The organism is Streptomyces cyaneofuscatus, assembly GCF_033109485.1.
In the GTDB taxonomy this organism is placed as follows: domain Bacteria; phylum Actinomycetota; class Actinomycetes; order Streptomycetales; family Streptomycetaceae; genus Streptomyces; species Streptomyces cyaneofuscatus.
Window position 1 is genome coordinate 6663541 of record NZ_CP137002.1, and the last position, 16182, is coordinate 6679722.

Here is a 16182-nt window from a genome sequence, read left to right on the forward strand (position 1 = left end):
ATGAGGCCGAGAAGGCGAAAGATCCGGTGAACCGCTTCGTCGCGCCCTCCGTGCCGTTGTCCAGGAGGCACATCACCGTCCCCCGGTATCGAGGCCTCCCTATGACACCCACCGTTCCCCAGTTCACCGCACCCGCGTCGCGAGGAGATTCCGTGGCTACCGATGCACCGCCGCCCGAGGGCCGTTCCGACACCAGCCCGGCCCAGCCCACCACCGAGGCGTTCAACGCGGTGCAGGCGAGTGCCGAGTTCGCCGACCTGCGCCGCTCGTTCCGCTCCTTCGCCTTCCCGCTCACCATCGCCTTTGTGACCTGGTACCTGCTCTACGTCCTGCTCTGCAACTACGCGGGCGGCTTCATGAGCACCAAGGTCGTCGGCAACATCAACATGGCGCTCGTCCTCGGCCTCGCCCAGTTCGCCACCACCTTCCTCATCGCCGTGCTCTACTCCCGGCACGCCGCCAGCAAGCTCGACCCGAAGGCCGAAGCGATCAAGTCCCGTATGGAGGCCGACGTATGAGCGCCGCCCACACCCTCTATCCGGCCGTCCAGCTCGCCGCCACCGAGAACGCGAGCGAGCACCGGCCACTGATCATCACCCTGTTCGCCGCCTTCGTCGTGGCGACCCTCTTCATCACCGTGTGGGCGGGCCGCCAGACCAAGAGCGCGTCCGACTTCTACGCGGGCGGCCGCCAGTTCACCGGCTTCCAGAACGGGCTCGCGGTCTCCGGCGACTACATGTCCGCGGCGTCCTTCCTGGGCATCGCGGGCGCCATCGCCCTCTTCGGATACGACGGCTTCCTCTACTCCATCGGCTTCCTCGTCGCCTGGCTCGTCGCCCTGCTCCTGGTCGCCGAACCGCTCCGCAACTCCGGCCGCTACACCATGGGCGACGTCCTCGCCTACCGGATGCGCCAGCGCCCCGTCCGTACCGCCGCCGGTACGTCCACCATCGTCGTCTCGATCTTCTACCTGCTGGCCCAGATGGCCGGTGCCGGCGTCCTCGTCTCGCTGCTGCTCGGCATCACCAGCGACTTCGGCAAGATCGTCATCGTCGCCCTGGTCGGCGTACTCATGATCCTGTACGTCACCATCGGCGGCATGAAGGGCACCACCTGGGTGCAGATGGTCAAGGCCGTCCTGCTCATCGCGGGCACCCTGCTCATCACCTTCCTGATCCTGCTGAAGTTCAACTTCAACATCTCCGACCTGCTCGGCACCGCCGCCAGCAACAGCGGCAAGGGCGCCGCCTTCCTGGAGCCCGGTCTGAAGTACGGCGCCACCGGCGTCTCGAAGCTGGACTTCATCTCCCTCGGCATCGCCCTGGTCCTCGGCACCGCGGGCCTGCCGCACATCCTGATCCGCTTCTACACCGTGCCCACCGCCAAGGCCGCCCGTAAGTCCGTGAACTGGGCGATCGGCATCATCGGCGCCTTCTACCTGATGACGATCGTGCTCGGCTTCGGCGCCGCCGCGATCCTCAAGCCCGACGACATCATCGCCTCCAACAAGGCGGGCAACACGGCGGCACCACTCGCCGCCCTGGAGATCGGCGGCGGCTCCGGATCCACCGGCGGCGCCATCCTCCTCGCGGTGATCTCCGCCGTCGCCTTCGCGACCATCCTCGCCGTCGTCGCCGGACTCACCCTCGCCTCCTCCTCGTCGTTCGCGCACGACATCTACGCCAACGTGATCCGCAAGGGGAAGGCCACCGAGAAGGAGGAGGTCCGCGCCGCACGCTGGGCCACCGTCGCCATCGGCATCGTCTCCATCGCACTCGGCGCGCTCGCCCGCGACCTCAACGTGGCCGGCCTGGTGGCCCTCGCCTTCGCGGTCGCCGCCTCCGCCAACCTGCCGACGATCCTCTACAGCCTCTTCTGGAAGCGCTTCACCACCCAGGGGGCCCTCTGGTCCATCTACGGCGGGCTCTCCTCCTCCGTCCTGCTGGTGCTTTTTTCGCCGGTCGTCTCCTCCAAGCCGACCTCGATGTTCCCGAGCGTCGACTTCGCCTGGTTCCCGCTGGAGAACCCCGGCCTGATCTCGATCCCGCTGGGCTTCCTGCTCGGCTGGCTCGGCTCGGTGATCGGCAAGGAGAAGCCCGACACCGACAAGTACGCCGAGCTGGAGGTCAAGTCCCTCACCGGCACCGGAGCGCACTGAGAGAAGGAATTCACCCAGCCGTTCGGTGCATCCGCCACCCCCTGGTCCGGGCCGCGTCGTAGAGTCCTACGACGCGGCCCGGCCGCACCTCGTGGCAAACGGGCCCCTGCGATGTCAGCGGTCTCACGTAGGCTCGGAAGAGATCGACCGAACCGACACCACCGGGGGAGGAGAGCCACCGTGCTCATCGACACCTATGACAGGGTCGCCACCGACCTGCGCGTGTCACTGACCGACAAGTGCAATCTGCGGTGCACCTACTGCATGCCGGAAGAGGGCCTGCAGTGGCTCGGCAAGAGCGAGCTGCTCTCGGACGACGAGATCGTGCGCCTGATCCGCATCGCGGTCACCGGCCTCGGCATCACCGAGGTCCGCTTCACCGGCGGGGAGCCCCTGCTCCGCCCCGGCCTCGTCTCCATCGTCGAGCAGTGCGCCGCGCTCACCCCGCGCCCCCGCATGTCCCTCACGACCAACGGCATCGGCCTCAAGCGGACCGCCGCCGCCCTCAAGGCCGCGGGCCTCGACCGGGTCAACGTCTCCCTGGACACCCTGCGCCCCGACGTCTTCAAGACCCTCACCCGCCGGGACCGCCACAAGGACGTCCTGGAAGGCCTCGAAGCCGCCCGCGAGGCCGGCCTCACCCCGGTGAAGGTCAACTCCGTCCTGATGCCGGGACTCAACGACGACGAGGCCCCCGAGCTGCTGGCCTGGGCCGTCGCCAACGATTACGAGCTCCGCTTCATCGAGCAGATGCCGCTCGACGCCCAGCACGGCTGGAAGCGCGACGGCATGATCACCGCCGGTGACATCCTCGCCTCGCTGCGCACCCGCTTCACCCTCACCGCCGAGGACGACGAAGCCCGCGGCTCCGCCCCCGCCGAGCGCTGGACCGTCGACGGCGGCCCCCACCGCGTCGGCGTGATCGCCTCGGTCACCCGCCCGTTCTGCCGCGCCTGCGACCGCACCCGGCTCACCGCCGACGGGCAGATCCGCACCTGCCTCTTCGCCCGCGAGGAGACCGACCTGCGCTCCGCGCTGCGCTCGGACGCGCCGGACGCGGAGATCGCCCAGCTCTGGAAGGTCGCCATGTGGGGCAAGAAGGCGGGCTCCGGACTGGACGACCCGTCGTTCCTCCAGCCGGACCGCCCGATGTCGGCGATCGGCGGCTGACTCACCCTGCTAGGAGCCGTCGGACTCCCAGTCGGCGAGCGCCACGACATCCTTGAGGAAGCCTCGTACGCCCAGGAACTGCGACAGGTGTTCCCGGTGCTCGTCACAGGCCAGCCAGGTCTTGCGCCGCTCGGGCGTGTGCAGCTTGGGGTTGTTCCAGGCGAGCACCCAGACCGCGTCCGCCCGGCAGCCCTTGGCGGAACAGATCGGGGCACCGGCGGCGCTCTCGGCGGATGTCTCGGGGAAGATCACGGCACCCAGCCTAAGTCAGGCGCTCCGCGCACCGAACGACGCATCCCCGGCCGGAGAAACGGCGACGCCGGGCAGCCACGGGGGGAGCTGCCCGGCGTCGGTCCATCGCTCCGACGGGGGATGCGGAGCGCCTCTGAAGTATGTCACGGGCACCGGGGTGCGGTGCACCGGAACGTCATGATTGATCTGAGCTTTTCCTGAGCTTCGCGGTACGCCCGGGCTCAGTTGTGCTCCTGTGACGGGGGCACCCACCCGGCCCGCCCGTCAGGACCCGCGGACTCGGCCCGGCCGGCGGCCGGAGTGGCCTCCAGGGCGGGGCGGGCGGGGGCGGTGAGATAGGCCGACGGCAGCGAAGGGGCGTTCTCCCGGCCCGCGTTGGCGATGACCACCGCCACGTACGGCAACAGCACCCCCAGGGCGAGCGCCACGATCGCGACATGCCGCTCCACGTTCCACAGCACCGCGGCCAGCACCACCGACACCGTCCGCACGGACATCGAGATCACATAGCGCCGCTGCCTGCCCCGCACATCGTCGGCCAGCCCCTGACGGGCCTCCGTGATCCGGAAGACCTCCACCTCGTCGCTCTTCCGCAGCATGTGTTCCACCACCAGATCTCTGTGCCGGACGCTCCGGGACCGGGCCGCATCCACGGTACGCCGAGCACCCGGGGTACCGAAGACCGGGGCGCGCCCCCGCTGTCCCCGGCCGGCCGGCCCACCCTTACGGCCCCGCCCGGCGTGCGGCCCGCCGACGGCCGCCCAAGACTGGGCGGACGCGCACTCCGCGCCGCACGAGGAGGCGAAATGAGCTGGTTGTGGGCAATCATCGTGGGCCTGGTGCTCGGTGTGATCGCACGGGCGATCCTGCCGGGCAAGCAGGACATTCCGATTTGGCTGACGATCATCTTCGGTATTCTCGGCTCCATCCTCGGTAATGCCGTGGCCGGCTGGATCGGCGTCGAGGACACCAAGGGCATCGACTGGATCCGCCATCTGCTCCAGCTGGCCGGTGCCGTGGCGGTGGTCGCCGTCGGCGACATGGCCTGGCAGTCCATCCGCGGCAACAGGCGCAGAACCTGACCGCGCATAGCACAGCACAGCGCCGCGGCCGGACACGCGAGGAAAAGCGTGTCCGGCCGCGGCGCTGTTGCGACGTACGTCAGCCGGCGGGGACGACCTCCACCGCCGCCAGGTTCTTCTTGCCCCGGCGCAGCACCAGCCAGCGCCCGTGCAGCAGCTCCCCGGCGTCCGGCGCGACCTCGCCGTCGGCGACCTTCACGTTGTTCACGTAGGCGCCGCCCTCCTTGACCGTGCGCCGGGCACCCGACTTGCTCGGTGCGAGGCCGACCTCCACCAGGAGGTCCACCAGCGGAGCCAGCTCGGAGACCCGGGCGTGCGGCACCTCGGAGAGGGCCGCGCCCAGCGTCGCCTCGTCCAGCTCGGCCAGATCACCCTGCCCGAACAGCGCCTTCGACGCCGCGATGACCGCCGCGCACTGCGCCCCGCCGTGCACCAGCGTGGTCAGCTCCTCGGCCAGCGCCCGCTGCGCGGAACGCGCCTGCGGCCGCTCCTCGGTCAGCTGCTCCAGCTCCTCCAGCTCGGCCCGGCTCTTGAAGCTGAGGATGCGCATGTAGCGCGAGATGTCCCGGTCGTCCACGTTCAGCCAGAACTGGTAGAACGCGTACGGCGTGGTCATCTCCGGGTCCAGCCAGACGGCACCGCTCTCGGACTTGCCGAACTTGGTCCCGTCCGCCTTCACCATCAGCGGGGTCGCCAGCGCGTGCACGGTGGCACCCGGCTCCAGCCGGTGGATCAGGTCGATGCCCGCGGTGAGGTTGCCCCACTGGTCGCTGCCGCCCTGCTGGAGGACGCAGCCGTAGCGGCGGTACAGCTCCAGGAAGTCCATCCCCTGGAGCAGCTGGTAGCTGAACTCCGTGTAGCTGATGCCCTCCTGCGACTCCAGCCGGCGGGCGACCGAGTCCTTGGTGAGCATCTTGTTGACCCGGAAGTGCTTGCCGATGTCCCGCAGGAACTCGATCGCGGACATCCCCGCGGTCCAGTCCAGGTTGTTGACCATCGTCGCCGCGTTCGGGCCCTCGAAGGTGAGGAAGGGCTCGATCTGCTCCCGCAGCCGCTGCACCCAGGCCGCGATGGTCTCCGGGTCGTTCAGCGTGCGCTCGGCGGTCGGGCGCGGGTCACCGATCTGACCGGTGGCACCGCCGACCAGGGCGAGCGGGCGGTGCCCCGCCAGCTGGAGCCGGCGCACGGTGAGGACCTGCACGAGGTGGCCCACGTGCAGGCTCGCCGCGGTCGGGTCGAAGCCGCAATAGAAGGTGACGGGACCGTCCGCGAGAGCCTTGCGCAGTGCGTCCTCGTCAGTGGACTGGGCGAACAGCCCGCGCCACTTCAGCTCGTCGACGATGTCCGTCACGGTTCCGGTGCTCCTAACGAAGGTAGAGATCTGGGTGTCAGTCTAGGCGGGTCACACCCCCTGGCTGACCGAGCTCATGTTGAAGTCCGGGATGCGCAGCGCGGGCATCGCGGCCCGGGTGAACCAGTCGCCCCACTCGCGCGGCAGCGTCTTTTCCGTACGGCCCGCCTCCGACGCCCGCGACAGCAGGTCCACCGGCGACTCGTTGAACCGGAAGTTGTTCACCTCGCCGACCACCTGGCCGTCCTCGACCAGATAGACGCCGTCCCGGGTCAGCCCGGTCAGCAGCAGCGTCGCCGGGTCCACCTCCCTGATGTACCAGAGGCAGGTCAGCAGGAGCGCCCGGCCGGTCGTCGCGGCCACCATCTCCTCCAGCGACCGCTCGCCGCCCCCGTCCAGCACCAGGTTGTCGATGGCCGGGGCGACCGGCAGCCCGGTGAGGGCCGCCGAGTGCCGGGTCGTCGTCAGGCGCTCCAGCTTCCCGTCCCGGATCCAGTCCGTCGGGGCCAGCGGCAGCCCGTTGTCGAAGACGGAGGCGCTGTCGCCGGAGGAGTGGGCGATCACGAACGGCGCCGACTCCAGCCCCGGCGCGTGCGGGTCGCTGCGCAGGGTCAGCGGGAGCGGGGCCAGCGTCTCGCCGAGCCGGGTTCCGCCGCCCGGCTGGGAGAAGACCGTCCGGCCCTCCACGGCGTCCCGCGCGGCGGACGACCAGAGCTGGTAGATCAGCAGGTCCGCGACGGCGGTCGGCGGCAGCAGCGTCTCGTACCGCCCGGCGGGCAGGTCGATGCGCCGCTCCGCCCAGCCCAGCCGCTGCGCCAGCTCCGCGTCCATCGCCGCCGGGTCGACGTCCTTGAAGTCCCGCGTCGACCGGCCCGCCCACGCGGAACGGGTCCGGTCCGGGGACTTGGCGTTCAGCTCCAGCGTCCCGGTCGGCTGGTCGTGGCGGAGCCGCAGCCCCGTCGACGTACCGAGGTAGGTGGAGGTCAGCTCGTGGTTCGCGAACCCGTACAGCTGGCGCCCGCCGGAGCGGGCCTGGGCAAAGGCGTCACCGAGGGCCGGGGCGAAGTCCGCGAAGACCTCCGAGCCGGTCTCGGCGGGCGCGTCCGTGAAGTCGGGGGACGAGGGCACCCCGCTGACCAGGGGCTGCGCGTCCTCTGCCGGACCGGCGCCCCGGGCGGCGGCCTCGGCGGCCCGTACCAGCGGCTCCAGGTCGTCGGCGGTCACGGCGGACCGGGAGACGACGCCGGACGCCGTGCCCTCCGCCCCGTCGACGGTCGCGATGACGGTGAGGGTCCGACCCCGGGTCACCCCGTTGGTGGTGAGCGCGTTGCCGGCCCAGCGCAGGTTGGCGGAGGAGTGCTCGTCGGCGATGACCACCAGACCGTCCGTGGTGGACAGCTCCAGGGCCCGCTCGACGATCTCGTACGGCTTGCTGACGCGGCTCATCGTCCGGCCTCCTGCGTCGTGTTGAGACTGTGCCTGCCCGGGGGACACTGCGTCCGATTGCGGCTGCGCCGCGGGCCGGACCCCCAGCCGATTCCGTGGTCGCCGCTCATCGTCCGGCCTCCTGCGTCGTGTTGAGGATGTTGACGCCCCGGAAGAGGGCGGAGGGGCAGCCGTGGGAGACCGCCGCGACCTGGCCCGGCTGGGCCTTGCCGCAGTTGAACGCGCCGCCGAGGACGTACGTCTGCGGGCCGCCGACCTTCTCCATCGAGCCCCAGAAGTCCGTGGTCGTCGCCTGGTACGCCACATCGCGCAGCTGCCCGGCGAGCTTGCCGTTCTCGATGCGGAAGAACCGCTGCCCGGTGAACTGGAAGTTGTAGCGCTGCATGTCGATCGACCAGGACCGGTCACCGACCACGTAGATCCCGCGCTCGACCCCGCCGATCAGGTCCTCCGTGGACAGCCCGCCCGGATCCGGCTTGAGCGACACGTTCGCCATGCGCTGGACGGGGACATGGCCCGGCGAGTCCGCGTACGCGCACCCGTTGGACCGGCCCAGACCCGTGAGCTTCGCGATCCGGCGGTCCAACTGGTAGCCGACGAGCGTGCCGTCCTTGACCAGGTCCCAGGACTGCGCCTCGACGCCCTCGTCGTCGTACCCGATGGTCGCGAGGCCGTGCTCGGCGGTGCGGTCACCGGTCACGTTCATGACGGGGGAGCCGTACGCCAGCTTGCCCAGCTGGTCGAAGGTGGCGAACGACGTGCCCGCGTACGCCGCCTCGTAACCGAGCGCCCGGTCCAGCTCGGTGGCGTGGCCGATCGACTCATGGATGGTCAGCCAGAGGTTCGACGGATCGACGACCAGGTCGTACGTCCCCGCCTCGACGCTCGGCGCCCGCATCTTCTCCGCCAGCAGCCCGGGGATCTGCTCCAGCTCGGCGTCCCAGTCCCAGCCGGTGCCGGTCAGGTACTCCCAGCCGCGCCCGGCGGGCGGGGCGATGGTCCGCATGGAGTCGAACTCACCGGTCGTGGAGTCCACCGCCACGGCCGTGAACTGCGGCTGGATACGCACCCGCTGCTGGGTGGTGACGGTCCCGGCCGTGTCCGCGTAGAACTTGTTCTCATGGACGGTCATCAGGGACGCGTCCACATGCGCAACGCCGTCCGCGCCCAGCAGCCGCCCGCTCCACTCGGCGAGCAGCGCCGCCTTCTCCTCGTCCGGTACGGAGAAGGGGTCGACGTCGTACGCCGAGACCCAGGTCCGCTCGCCGTGCACCGGCTCGTCCGCCAGCTCAACCCGCTCGTCGGAACCCGCCGCCGCGATCACCTTCGCGGACAGCTTGGCCATGGCGACGGCCTGCGAGGCCACCTTCGCCGCCGCGTCCATCGTCAGGTCGACGCCCGAGGCGAACCCCCAGGCCCCGCCGTGCACCACCCGCACCGCGTACCCGAGGTCCGTACTGTCCGAAGCCCCGGCCGGCCGCGCGTCCCGCAATCGCCAGGAGGCGCTGCGCACCCGCTCAAGACGGAAGTCGGCGTGCGTGGCGCCGAGCGCGCGCGCCCGCGCGAGCGCCGCGTCGGCCAGCGCGCGCAGCGGCAGGGCCAGGAATGACTGATCTACCTCGTGGGGCACAGGGAATTCCCTTCTCGATACACGACGGCAGTGAACCATGCGGAAGGCGGGGACAGCCGGGGATATCGCGGACATGTGTGCCCGGCACGCAATCGTGCGAACTGTAGGAACCCCACAGCACCCCGGACAAGCCACTGTCAGGGCCCGATTCCTCGATCGGCGGACGGTACCGATAGGTTTTCGACGTACTCGACCGCCAGAGGGTACGCACCACACCGCCAAGGAAAGGGTGATCCGTTGAGCCGCTCGGTTCTCGTCACCGGAGGAAACCGGGGCATCGGCCTCGCCATCGCCCGCGCCTTCGCCGACAACGGCGACCAGGTAGCGATCACCTACCGCTCGGGCGAGCCTCCTCAGTCCCTCACCGAGGCCGGTGTCCTCGCGGTCCGCTGCGACATCACCGACGCCGAGCAGGTGGAGCAGGCCTACAAGGAGATCGAGGAGAAGCACGGTCCCGTGGAGGTGCTGGTCGCCAACGCCGGTATCACCAAGGACCAGTTGCTGATGCGGATGTCCGAGGAGGACTTCACCTCCGTCGTCGACACCAACCTCACCGGCACCTTCCGGGTCGTCAAGCGCGCCAACCGCGGCATGCTGCGCGCCAAGAAGGGCCGCGTCGTCCTGATCTCCTCCGTCGTCGGCCTCCTCGGCTCGGCGGGCCAGGCCAACTACGCCGCCTCCAAGGCCGGACTGGTCGGGTTCGCCCGGTCGCTGGCCCGGGAACTCGGCTCGCGGAACATCACTTTCAACGTCGTCGCCCCCGGTTTTGTCGACACCGACATGACCCAGGTGCTCACCGAGGAGCAGCGCAAGGGCATCGTGTCCCAGGTGCCGCTGGGCCGCTACGCGCGGCCCGAGGAGATCGCCGCCGCCGTGCGCTTCCTCGCCTCCGACGACGCGTCGTACATCACTGGAGCCGTCATCCCCGTTGACGGCGGATTGGGCATGGGTCACTGATCACCATGAGCGGAATTCTCGACGGCAAGCGCATCCTCATCACCGGGGTGCTGATGGAGTCGTCCATCGCGTTCCACGCCGCGAAGGTGGCCCAGGAGCAGGGTGCCGAGGTCATCCTCACGGCCTTCCCCCGCCCCACCCTGACCGAGCGCATCGCCAAGAAGCTGCCGAAGCCCGCCAAGGTCATCGAGCTGGACGTCACCAACCAGGAGCACCTGGACCGGCTGGAGGGCCTGGTCCGCGAGGAGCTCGGCTCGCTGGACGGCGTCGTCCACTCCATCGGCTTCGCGCCGCAGGACGCGCTCGGCGGCAACTTCCTCAACACCCCGTTCGAGTCCGTCGCCACCGCGATGCACGTCTCGGCGTTCTCCCTGAAGTCGCTGGCCATGGCGTGCAAGCCGCTGATGAGCGAGGGCGGCTCGATCGTCGGTCTCACCTTCGACGCCCAGTACGCCTGGCCGCAGTACGACTGGATGGGCCCGGCCAAGGCCGCGCTGGAGGCCACCTCCCGTTACCTCGCCCGTGACCTGGGCAAGGACGGGCTGCGCTGCAACCTGATCTCCGCCGGACCGATCGGTTCCATGGCCGCCAAGTCCATCCCGGGCTTCTCGGAGCTGGCCGACGTCTGGAACACCCGCGCCCCGCTCGCCTGGGACATGTCCGACCCGGAGCCGGCCGGCCGCGGCGTCGTGGCGCTGCTCTCCGACTTCTTCCCCCGCACCACGGGCGAGATCATCCACGTCGACAGCGGCGTGCACATGATGGGCGCCTGACCGGCCTCCATCCCCGCAGGACGGCCCCCGGCCGCGTACCTCCTCGTCGTTCTTCGAGGCGGTACGCGGCCGGGGGCCGTCGCCGTCCGTGACTCCCCGCCGCCGCTCCGGTCGAAAAGTCGGCCGGTCCACCGCAGAATGTGGAGGAACCGGACTTCTGTCAGGCTGCGGGAGGGAGATCGCCGTGCGCCCCACGCGTCGCCGCACCCGTCTCCTGCTGGCCGCGTCGGCGGCCGTCGCCGCACTCGCCGTACCCCTGGGGGTCCACGTCGCTCGTGGAGCCGACTCCGGTACGGCTGCCGAGCCCCCGACCCCCGAACCGGCCGGCTCCGAGTGCCGTACGACGGTCGAGGGCTCCCGGGTCGTCGCGTACTGCCACAACCCCTACCCCTCCACCGACCTGGTCCAGCTCCACACCGAGTGCGCCCGCTGGTGGGACGTCGACGCGGACGGCGCGGCGGTCGCGGTGGCGCCGGGGCGGACCGTGCGGCTGGAGGACCGCTGCTGGAAGGAGATCGCGACCGCCTGGGTCAGCCACCGTCCGGCGCCGCTCTGAGGGGGGCCGGGGTCACACCCGGTCCGCCAGGCAGTTCAGCGCGTGGCTCGCCGCCTCGGCCGCCGCCGTCTCCGCGTCCCCGGCCCGGATCGCCTCGACCAGTCGCGCGTGATCCATATGGTTCTCCGGGCGCAGCTCGGGGCCCACGTCGTCCCGTAGGTAGTCGCGCAGCAGATCACCGAGGTCCGCGTAGAGCTCGGTGAGGACGTCGTTGTGCGAGGCGGCGACCACCGCCAGGTGCAGGGTCGCGTCCGCCGCGACGAACGCCTCCGCGTCCCCCGAGGCCCACGCCTCCTCCCGCCGCGCCATCAGGGTGTCGAGCTGCCGCAGATCGCGCTCGGTGCGCCGTACGGCGGCGAGCCGGGCGGCCGACGACTCCAGCGTGGAGCGCAGCTCCGCGACATGGCGCGGGTCGGCGGCGGCGAAGCGGCGGTGCATCACCCCGGCCAGCTCGCTCGTGGCGATCACATAGGTGCCCGAGCCCTGCCGGATGTCCAGCAGCCCGTTGTGCGCGAGCGCCCGCACCGCCTCGCGCACGGTGTTACGGGCCACGCCGAGCTGCTCGACCAGCTCCGGCTCGGTCGGGATCCGCGAACCGACCGGCCACTCGCCCGACGTGATCTGGTTCCGCAACTCCGCGATCACCTGGTCGGAGAGTGCCGAACGCCGGGGAGACGTCAGCGCCATGGTGCTCCTTGCTCGTGAGCTGTCAGGTCCGGGCCGGATTCTCTCAGGGAGGCCCGGGGGACCGGGGTATCCGGGGGATTCGGTCGGTTCCGCGCGATTGGACAACCAATCATCCCATGATTCTATGATGGCCTCATGCCGGACGACGAGACCCCGACCCCGACCCTGAACCGCAGGGAGACCCTGAACCGCGGCGGCGCCGCGCGCACCCCCGCCGGCCCCCCGGCCCCGCGGCTCCCCGGAGCCGCCGAGGCCCCCGCCCCCTGGCTGCTGCGCCTGATCGCCGTCGGGCTCGTCCTGGCCGCCCTCAACCTCCGCCCCGCCATCACCAGCCTCGGCGCCCTCCTCGAAGAGGTCCGCGACGGGCTGCACATGAGCGGCAGCGTGGCGGGCGTGCTCACCTCCGTACCGCCGCTCTGCTTCGCGGTCTTCGGGGTCATGGCCCCCCGCCTGGCCCGCCGCTTCGGGGCGGGCGCCGTCGTCTGCGCGGGCATGGCCGCCATCGCGGCGGGCCTGGTGATCCGCCCGTACATCGGCTCCACCGCCGGGTTCCTGGCCGCCAGCGCCCTGGCCCTGATGGGCATCGCCGTCAGCAACATCCTGATGCCGGTGATCGTCAAGCGCTGGTTCCCCGACCGCGTCGGCACCATGACCGGCCTCTACTCCATGGCCCTGGCCCTGGGCACCGCGCTGGCCGCCGCCGTCACCGTGCCACTGACGAGCGCGATGGGCGGGAGCTGGCAGTCCGGGCTGGCCGTCTGGGCGGTGCTCGCGGCTCTCGCGGTGCTGCCCTGGATCGTCCTCGTACGGGACCGGACCCCGGCGCCCGGAACCCCCGCGCCGGACCGGTCCGCGTCCGGGCAGGCCTCCCGTCCCGCCGACGCCCCGGCGCTCCGGATCACCCGCAGCCGGACCGCCTGGGGCCTCGCCTGCTTCTTCGGGCTCCAGGCGACGGCCGCGTACATCACCATGGGCTGGATGCCGCAGATCTTCCGCGACGCCGGGGTCTCGGCCGGTACGGCGGGCGTCCTGCTCGCGGTCACCATGGCGATGGGCGTGCCGCTCGCCTTCGTCATCCCCCGGGTCGCCGGCCGGCTCAAGCAGCAGGGCCCCATCGTCGTCGTCCTCGGCCTGTGCGGCCTGATCGGTTACGGCGGCCTCTACCTGGCCCCGGCTGCCGGCGCGTGGGTCTGGGCGGTGCTGCTCGGGGTGGCCAACTGCGCCTTCCCGCTCGCCCTCACCATGATCGGCATGCGGTCGCGGACCGGGGCGGGCGTGGTCCGGCTCTCCGCCTTCGCCCAGTCCACCGGCTATCTCCTCTCGATCCCGGGCCCGCTGCTCGTCGGCGTGCTCTACCAGCACAGCGGCGGCTGGGGGCTGCCGATCGCCCTGATGGCGGGGCTGATGATCCCGCAGATGGTGGCCGGGGTGCTGGCGGGGCGGGACCGGACCATCGAGGACGAGTGCTGAGATGCGAGACTGGCTCCATGCCAGTGCTCGATCCTCAGCCCAAGAACGGTCAGAAGAAGCTCCTCCTCGTCTTCGGGGCGATGCTTCTCGTCACGGTGGTCATCGGTGTGATCGCCTCGATCGCCTCCCCCTGACGCCCGGCCGCCCCGCCCATGGTGGGGCTGGCCCCCTGTCCCCTAGGGGGCCAGGGTCAGGGTGAAGTGGGTGGATCACCGGATGGGACCGGCCCGGTCCGTTCCGTAGGTTCTTCGGTAACGAACCGAATACCTACGGAGGCGGACATGCCGGTCCCTGCGCACCCCAGCTCCCACGTACCGGCCGCCCCCACCCGGTCGACTTCGTCCCGGCCCGCCGCCGACCGGGTGGAGATACGGCTGCCGTGGTGGGCCGTGGCGCTCCCGGCCGTCGCCTTCGCCGCTCTGCTGCTCATGATCATGAGCCCGGGGCAGGCCCAGGCGGCCACCGCCGACCCCGCACTCGGACAGCTGATCGAGCGCACGCTCCACCTGCTCGCCCCTTGATCCACGCGTTACGGCGAAACCTTCCCGGACCGGCGTGTCAACCTTCCGGATGAGCCCGTCAACACCCTGCGCCAGAGGCCGCGTTTCATGCGAAGCTGAGGTGTATGAGCGTCGAGACACCTCGCAGGATCGTCCTTCTCAGGCATGCCAAGGCGGAATGGTCGCAGTCCTCCGATCATGAGCGCCCCCTGGCCGAGCGCGGCCGCAAGGACGCGCCCGTGGCCGGCCGCAGGCTCGCCGACTCCGGTATCGACTTCGATCTGGCCCTGTGCTCCAGCGCCGTCAGGACCCGGGAGACCTGGAAGCTGGCGGTCCACGAATTCGCCCAGCGCCCCCGGACCGTCTATGAGGAGAGGCTGTACGAGGCCTCCCTCGGCGAACTGATCGCCCTCTTCAACGAGACCCCGGACGATGTCCGCAACCTCCTGGTCATCGGCCACAACCCGGGTATGCACGGAGCCGCCGACGCCCTCTCCGGCTCGGCCGAGGGCGACACCCTGGCCCGGATGACGCGGGACGGCTTCCCGACGGCGTCCTACGCCGTGGTGGAGTTCCCCGGCTCCTGGAAGAGCGTGGAGCACGGGGCGGGCAGGCTCACCGAGTACTGGACGCCCAACGACTGAGCGCCCCTGCCCAGCACGGCTGAACATGTGAACGCGCAGGGCCCCGGCACGCATCCCGTGCCGGGGCCCTTTTCCGTACGCTGCCGGAAGCCGTCGGTCGACTCCGTACGCCGCCGGAACCGTCAGTCGACCAGGCCGTCCGCCGCCTCGACCTCTTCCCGGGTGATCCCGAGCAGATAGAGCACGGTGTCCAGGAACGGCACGTTCACCGCGGTGTGCGCCGCCTCGCGGACCACGGGCTTGGCGTTGAAGGCGACCCCGAGCCCCGCCGTGTTCAGCATGTCGAGGTCGTTGGCCCCGTCGCCGATGGCCACCGTCTGCGCCAGCGGCACCCCCGCTTGCTCGGCGAAGCTCCGCAGCAGCCGGGCCTTCCCGGCCCGGTCCACCACATCGCCGACGACCCGCCCGGTGAACTTGCCGTCCACCACCTCCAGGGTGTTGGCGGAGGCGAAATCGAGGCCGAGCCGTTCCTTCAGATCGTCCGTGACCTGGGTGAACCCGCCCGAGACGACGCCCACCTGGTACCCGAGGCGCTTCAGCGTACGGATCAGGGTCCGGGCCCCGGGCGTGAGCCGCACCTCGGTGCGCACCTTGTCCACCACCGAGGCGTCCAGCCCCGCCAGCAGCGCGACCCGGGCGTGCAGCGACTGCTCGAAGTCCAGCTCGCCGCGCATCGCCTGCTCGGTGACCTCGGCGACCTTGTCCTCACAGCCCGCATGGGCCGCGAAGAGCTCGATCACCTCGTCCTGGATGAGCGTGGAGTCCACGTCCATCACGACCAGCCGCTGCGCCCGCCGGCTCAGCCCGGCCGAGACCACCGCGACGTCCACGCCGATTTCGGCGGCCTCGGTCGCCAGCGCGGTCCGCAGCTCCGCGGTCTCCGTCCCCGACACCGCGAACTCCACGGCGGTGACCGGGTACTTCGCCAGCCGGAAGATGCGGTCGATGTTCCCGCCGGTCGAGGTGATCGTGGCCGCTATGGCGGCGGTCGACTCCGCGGTGAGCGGGTGCCCCAGCACGGTCACATGGGAACGGCCGTAACCACGGGGCCGGTTGTCACCCGTGCCCGAGATGATCTCGGCCTGCAACTTCAGGGACTCGGCCCAGCTGTGCACGGTCGCCCGCAGGTCGCCCTCGGTCGTGCCGCCCGCGGTGGGCGAGGTGACCAGGGCGCAGAGCACGATGCGGCCCCGGGTGACGACCTGCTCGATGTCCACCACGTCGACGGAGTACGCGGCGAGGGTGTCGAAGAGCCCGGCCGTGATGCCGGGGCGGTCCTTGCCGAAGATCTTGACGAGGAGGGTGGGCGTGCCGTCCACGGAGGTCACGGAAGGCTCGGGGGAGGGGGGAGGCTGAGGTGGCTGAGATGCGCTCATGGTGTTCCCACCGTATCGGTCCCGGGGCCGCGCCCGGCTGCCCGTCCCGAGTGCCGGACGGAGGACGCGGGGGCTTCCCGCCGGCTGTCCCCTTTGCTACGGGATCACACAGCTTCTCCGCTTCGGGGCC

General features: G+C 70.8%; 18 protein-coding genes. 11 read left to right on the top strand and 7 right to left on the bottom strand.

Annotated elements, in window-relative coordinates; translation table 11 throughout:
* The first annotated feature begins 152 nt into the window (after positions 1-152).
* The 3 genes from R2B67_RS29375 to moaA all read left to right on the top strand — a co-directional run bounded on the left by R2B67_RS29375 (position 153) and on the right by moaA (position 3328).
* A complete protein-coding gene (locus R2B67_RS29375) occupies positions 153-518 on the top strand; it encodes a DUF485 domain-containing protein (RefSeq protein WP_018512243.1) in 366 nt (121 codons plus the stop codon).
* The gene (locus R2B67_RS29380; RefSeq protein WP_018512244.1) at positions 515-2158 is read left to right on the top strand and encodes a monocarboxylic acid transporter; all 1644 of its coding nucleotides are present in this window, start codon (positions 515-517) and stop codon (positions 2156-2158) included. Before R2B67_RS29375 ends, R2B67_RS29380 begins: the two co-directional genes overlap by 4 nt.
* A gap of 180 nt (positions 2159-2338) precedes the next feature.
* On the top strand, positions 2339-3328 hold the full coding sequence (gene moaA, locus R2B67_RS29385; RefSeq protein ID WP_317822258.1) for a GTP 3',8-cyclase MoaA: 990 nt from the start codon (positions 2339-2341) through the stop codon (positions 3326-3328).
* A 9-nt stretch (positions 3329-3337) separates the two neighbouring features.
* On the opposite strand, the gene R2B67_RS29390 is transcribed toward moaA, so the two are convergent.
* Both R2B67_RS29390 and R2B67_RS29395 read right to left on the bottom strand, forming a co-directional pair.
* Positions 3338-3580, bottom strand: a complete 243-nt coding sequence (locus tag R2B67_RS29390) for a hypothetical protein (protein WP_317822260.1) — start codon at positions 3578-3580, stop codon at positions 3338-3340.
* Positions 3581-3801: 221 nt separating this feature from the next.
* Positions 3802-4179 carry a DUF3099 domain-containing protein gene (locus R2B67_RS29395; RefSeq protein ID WP_317822262.1) on the bottom strand — a complete coding sequence of 126 codons (378 nt, stop codon included), beginning with the start codon at positions 4177-4179 and terminating at the stop codon, positions 3802-3804.
* 207 nt (positions 4180-4386) lie between these two features.
* Here R2B67_RS29395 and R2B67_RS29400 point away from each other — a divergent pair, with 207 nt between their 5' ends.
* Complete coding sequence (locus R2B67_RS29400; protein WP_317822264.1) at positions 4387-4662, top strand: GlsB/YeaQ/YmgE family stress response membrane protein; 276 nt, start codon at positions 4387-4389, stop codon at positions 4660-4662.
* Positions 4663-4741: 79 nt separating this feature from the next.
* Here the strand turns inward: R2B67_RS29400 and tyrS are convergent, their stop codons facing one another.
* The 3 genes from tyrS to R2B67_RS29415 form a co-directional block, all read right to left on the bottom strand.
* A complete protein-coding gene (gene tyrS / locus R2B67_RS29405; RefSeq protein WP_317822265.1) occupies positions 4742-6013 on the bottom strand; it encodes a tyrosine--tRNA ligase in 1272 nt (423 codons plus the stop codon).
* Between the two features lie 51 nt (positions 6014-6064).
* The gene (locus R2B67_RS29410) at positions 6065-7459 is read right to left on the bottom strand and encodes a metallopeptidase TldD-related protein (RefSeq protein WP_317822266.1); all 1395 of its coding nucleotides are present in this window, start codon (positions 7457-7459) and stop codon (positions 6065-6067) included.
* Between the two features lie 106 nt (positions 7460-7565).
* Positions 7566-9089 carry a TldD/PmbA family protein gene (locus tag R2B67_RS29415; RefSeq protein WP_317822268.1) on the bottom strand — a complete coding sequence of 508 codons (1524 nt, stop codon included), beginning with the start codon at positions 9087-9089 and terminating at the stop codon, positions 7566-7568.
* A gap of 237 nt (positions 9090-9326) precedes the next feature.
* Between R2B67_RS29415 and fabG the strand changes: the two genes are divergently transcribed.
* The 3 genes from fabG (at position 9327) to R2B67_RS29430 (ending at position 11375) form a co-directional block, all read left to right on the top strand.
* Positions 9327-10046 (top strand): 3-oxoacyl-[acyl-carrier-protein] reductase, encoded by a 720-nt coding sequence (gene fabG, locus R2B67_RS29420; RefSeq protein WP_018512251.1) that lies wholly within the window; start codon positions 9327-9329, stop codon positions 10044-10046.
* A gap of 5 nt (positions 10047-10051) precedes the next feature.
* Entirely contained in the window at positions 10052-10819 is a 768-nt protein-coding gene (gene fabI, locus R2B67_RS29425) for an enoyl-ACP reductase FabI (protein ID WP_018512252.1), read from the top strand.
* 184 nt (positions 10820-11003) lie between these two features.
* Positions 11004-11375 carry a hypothetical protein gene (locus R2B67_RS29430; protein ID WP_018512253.1) on the top strand — a complete coding sequence of 124 codons (372 nt, stop codon included), beginning with the start codon at positions 11004-11006 and terminating at the stop codon, positions 11373-11375.
* A gap of 12 nt (positions 11376-11387) precedes the next feature.
* On the opposite strand, the gene R2B67_RS29435 is transcribed toward R2B67_RS29430, so the two are convergent.
* Positions 11388-12062, bottom strand: a complete 675-nt coding sequence (locus tag R2B67_RS29435) for a FadR/GntR family transcriptional regulator (protein ID WP_018512254.1) — start codon at positions 12060-12062, stop codon at positions 11388-11390.
* Positions 12063-12197: 135 nt separating this feature from the next.
* Between R2B67_RS29435 and R2B67_RS29440 the strand changes: the two genes are divergently transcribed.
* From R2B67_RS29440 to R2B67_RS29455, 4 genes are all read left to right on the top strand, one after another.
* Positions 12198-13532: a CynX/NimT family MFS transporter gene (locus R2B67_RS29440; RefSeq protein WP_317822270.1), complete on the top strand. Its 1335-nt coding sequence runs from the start codon at positions 12198-12200 to the stop codon at positions 13530-13532.
* Between the two features lie 17 nt (positions 13533-13549).
* Positions 13550-13666 carry an SGM_5486 family transporter-associated protein gene (locus tag R2B67_RS29445; protein WP_256859158.1) on the top strand — a complete coding sequence of 39 codons (117 nt, stop codon included), beginning with the start codon at positions 13550-13552 and terminating at the stop codon, positions 13664-13666.
* 147 nt (positions 13667-13813) lie between these two features.
* Positions 13814-14053, top strand: coding sequence for a hypothetical protein (locus R2B67_RS29450; protein ID WP_317822273.1), 240 nt, complete (start codon positions 13814-13816; stop codon positions 14051-14053).
* A 104-nt stretch (positions 14054-14157) separates the two neighbouring features.
* On the top strand, positions 14158-14676 hold the full coding sequence (locus R2B67_RS29455; protein WP_026241515.1) for a SixA phosphatase family protein: 519 nt from the start codon (positions 14158-14160) through the stop codon (positions 14674-14676).
* A 122-nt stretch (positions 14677-14798) separates the two neighbouring features.
* Here R2B67_RS29455 and serB read toward each other — a convergent pair whose 3' ends face one another.
* Positions 14799-16052, bottom strand: a complete 1254-nt coding sequence (serB, locus tag R2B67_RS29460; RefSeq protein WP_317822274.1) for a phosphoserine phosphatase SerB — start codon at positions 16050-16052, stop codon at positions 14799-14801.
* Between the last annotated feature and the right edge of the window lie 130 nt (positions 16053-16182).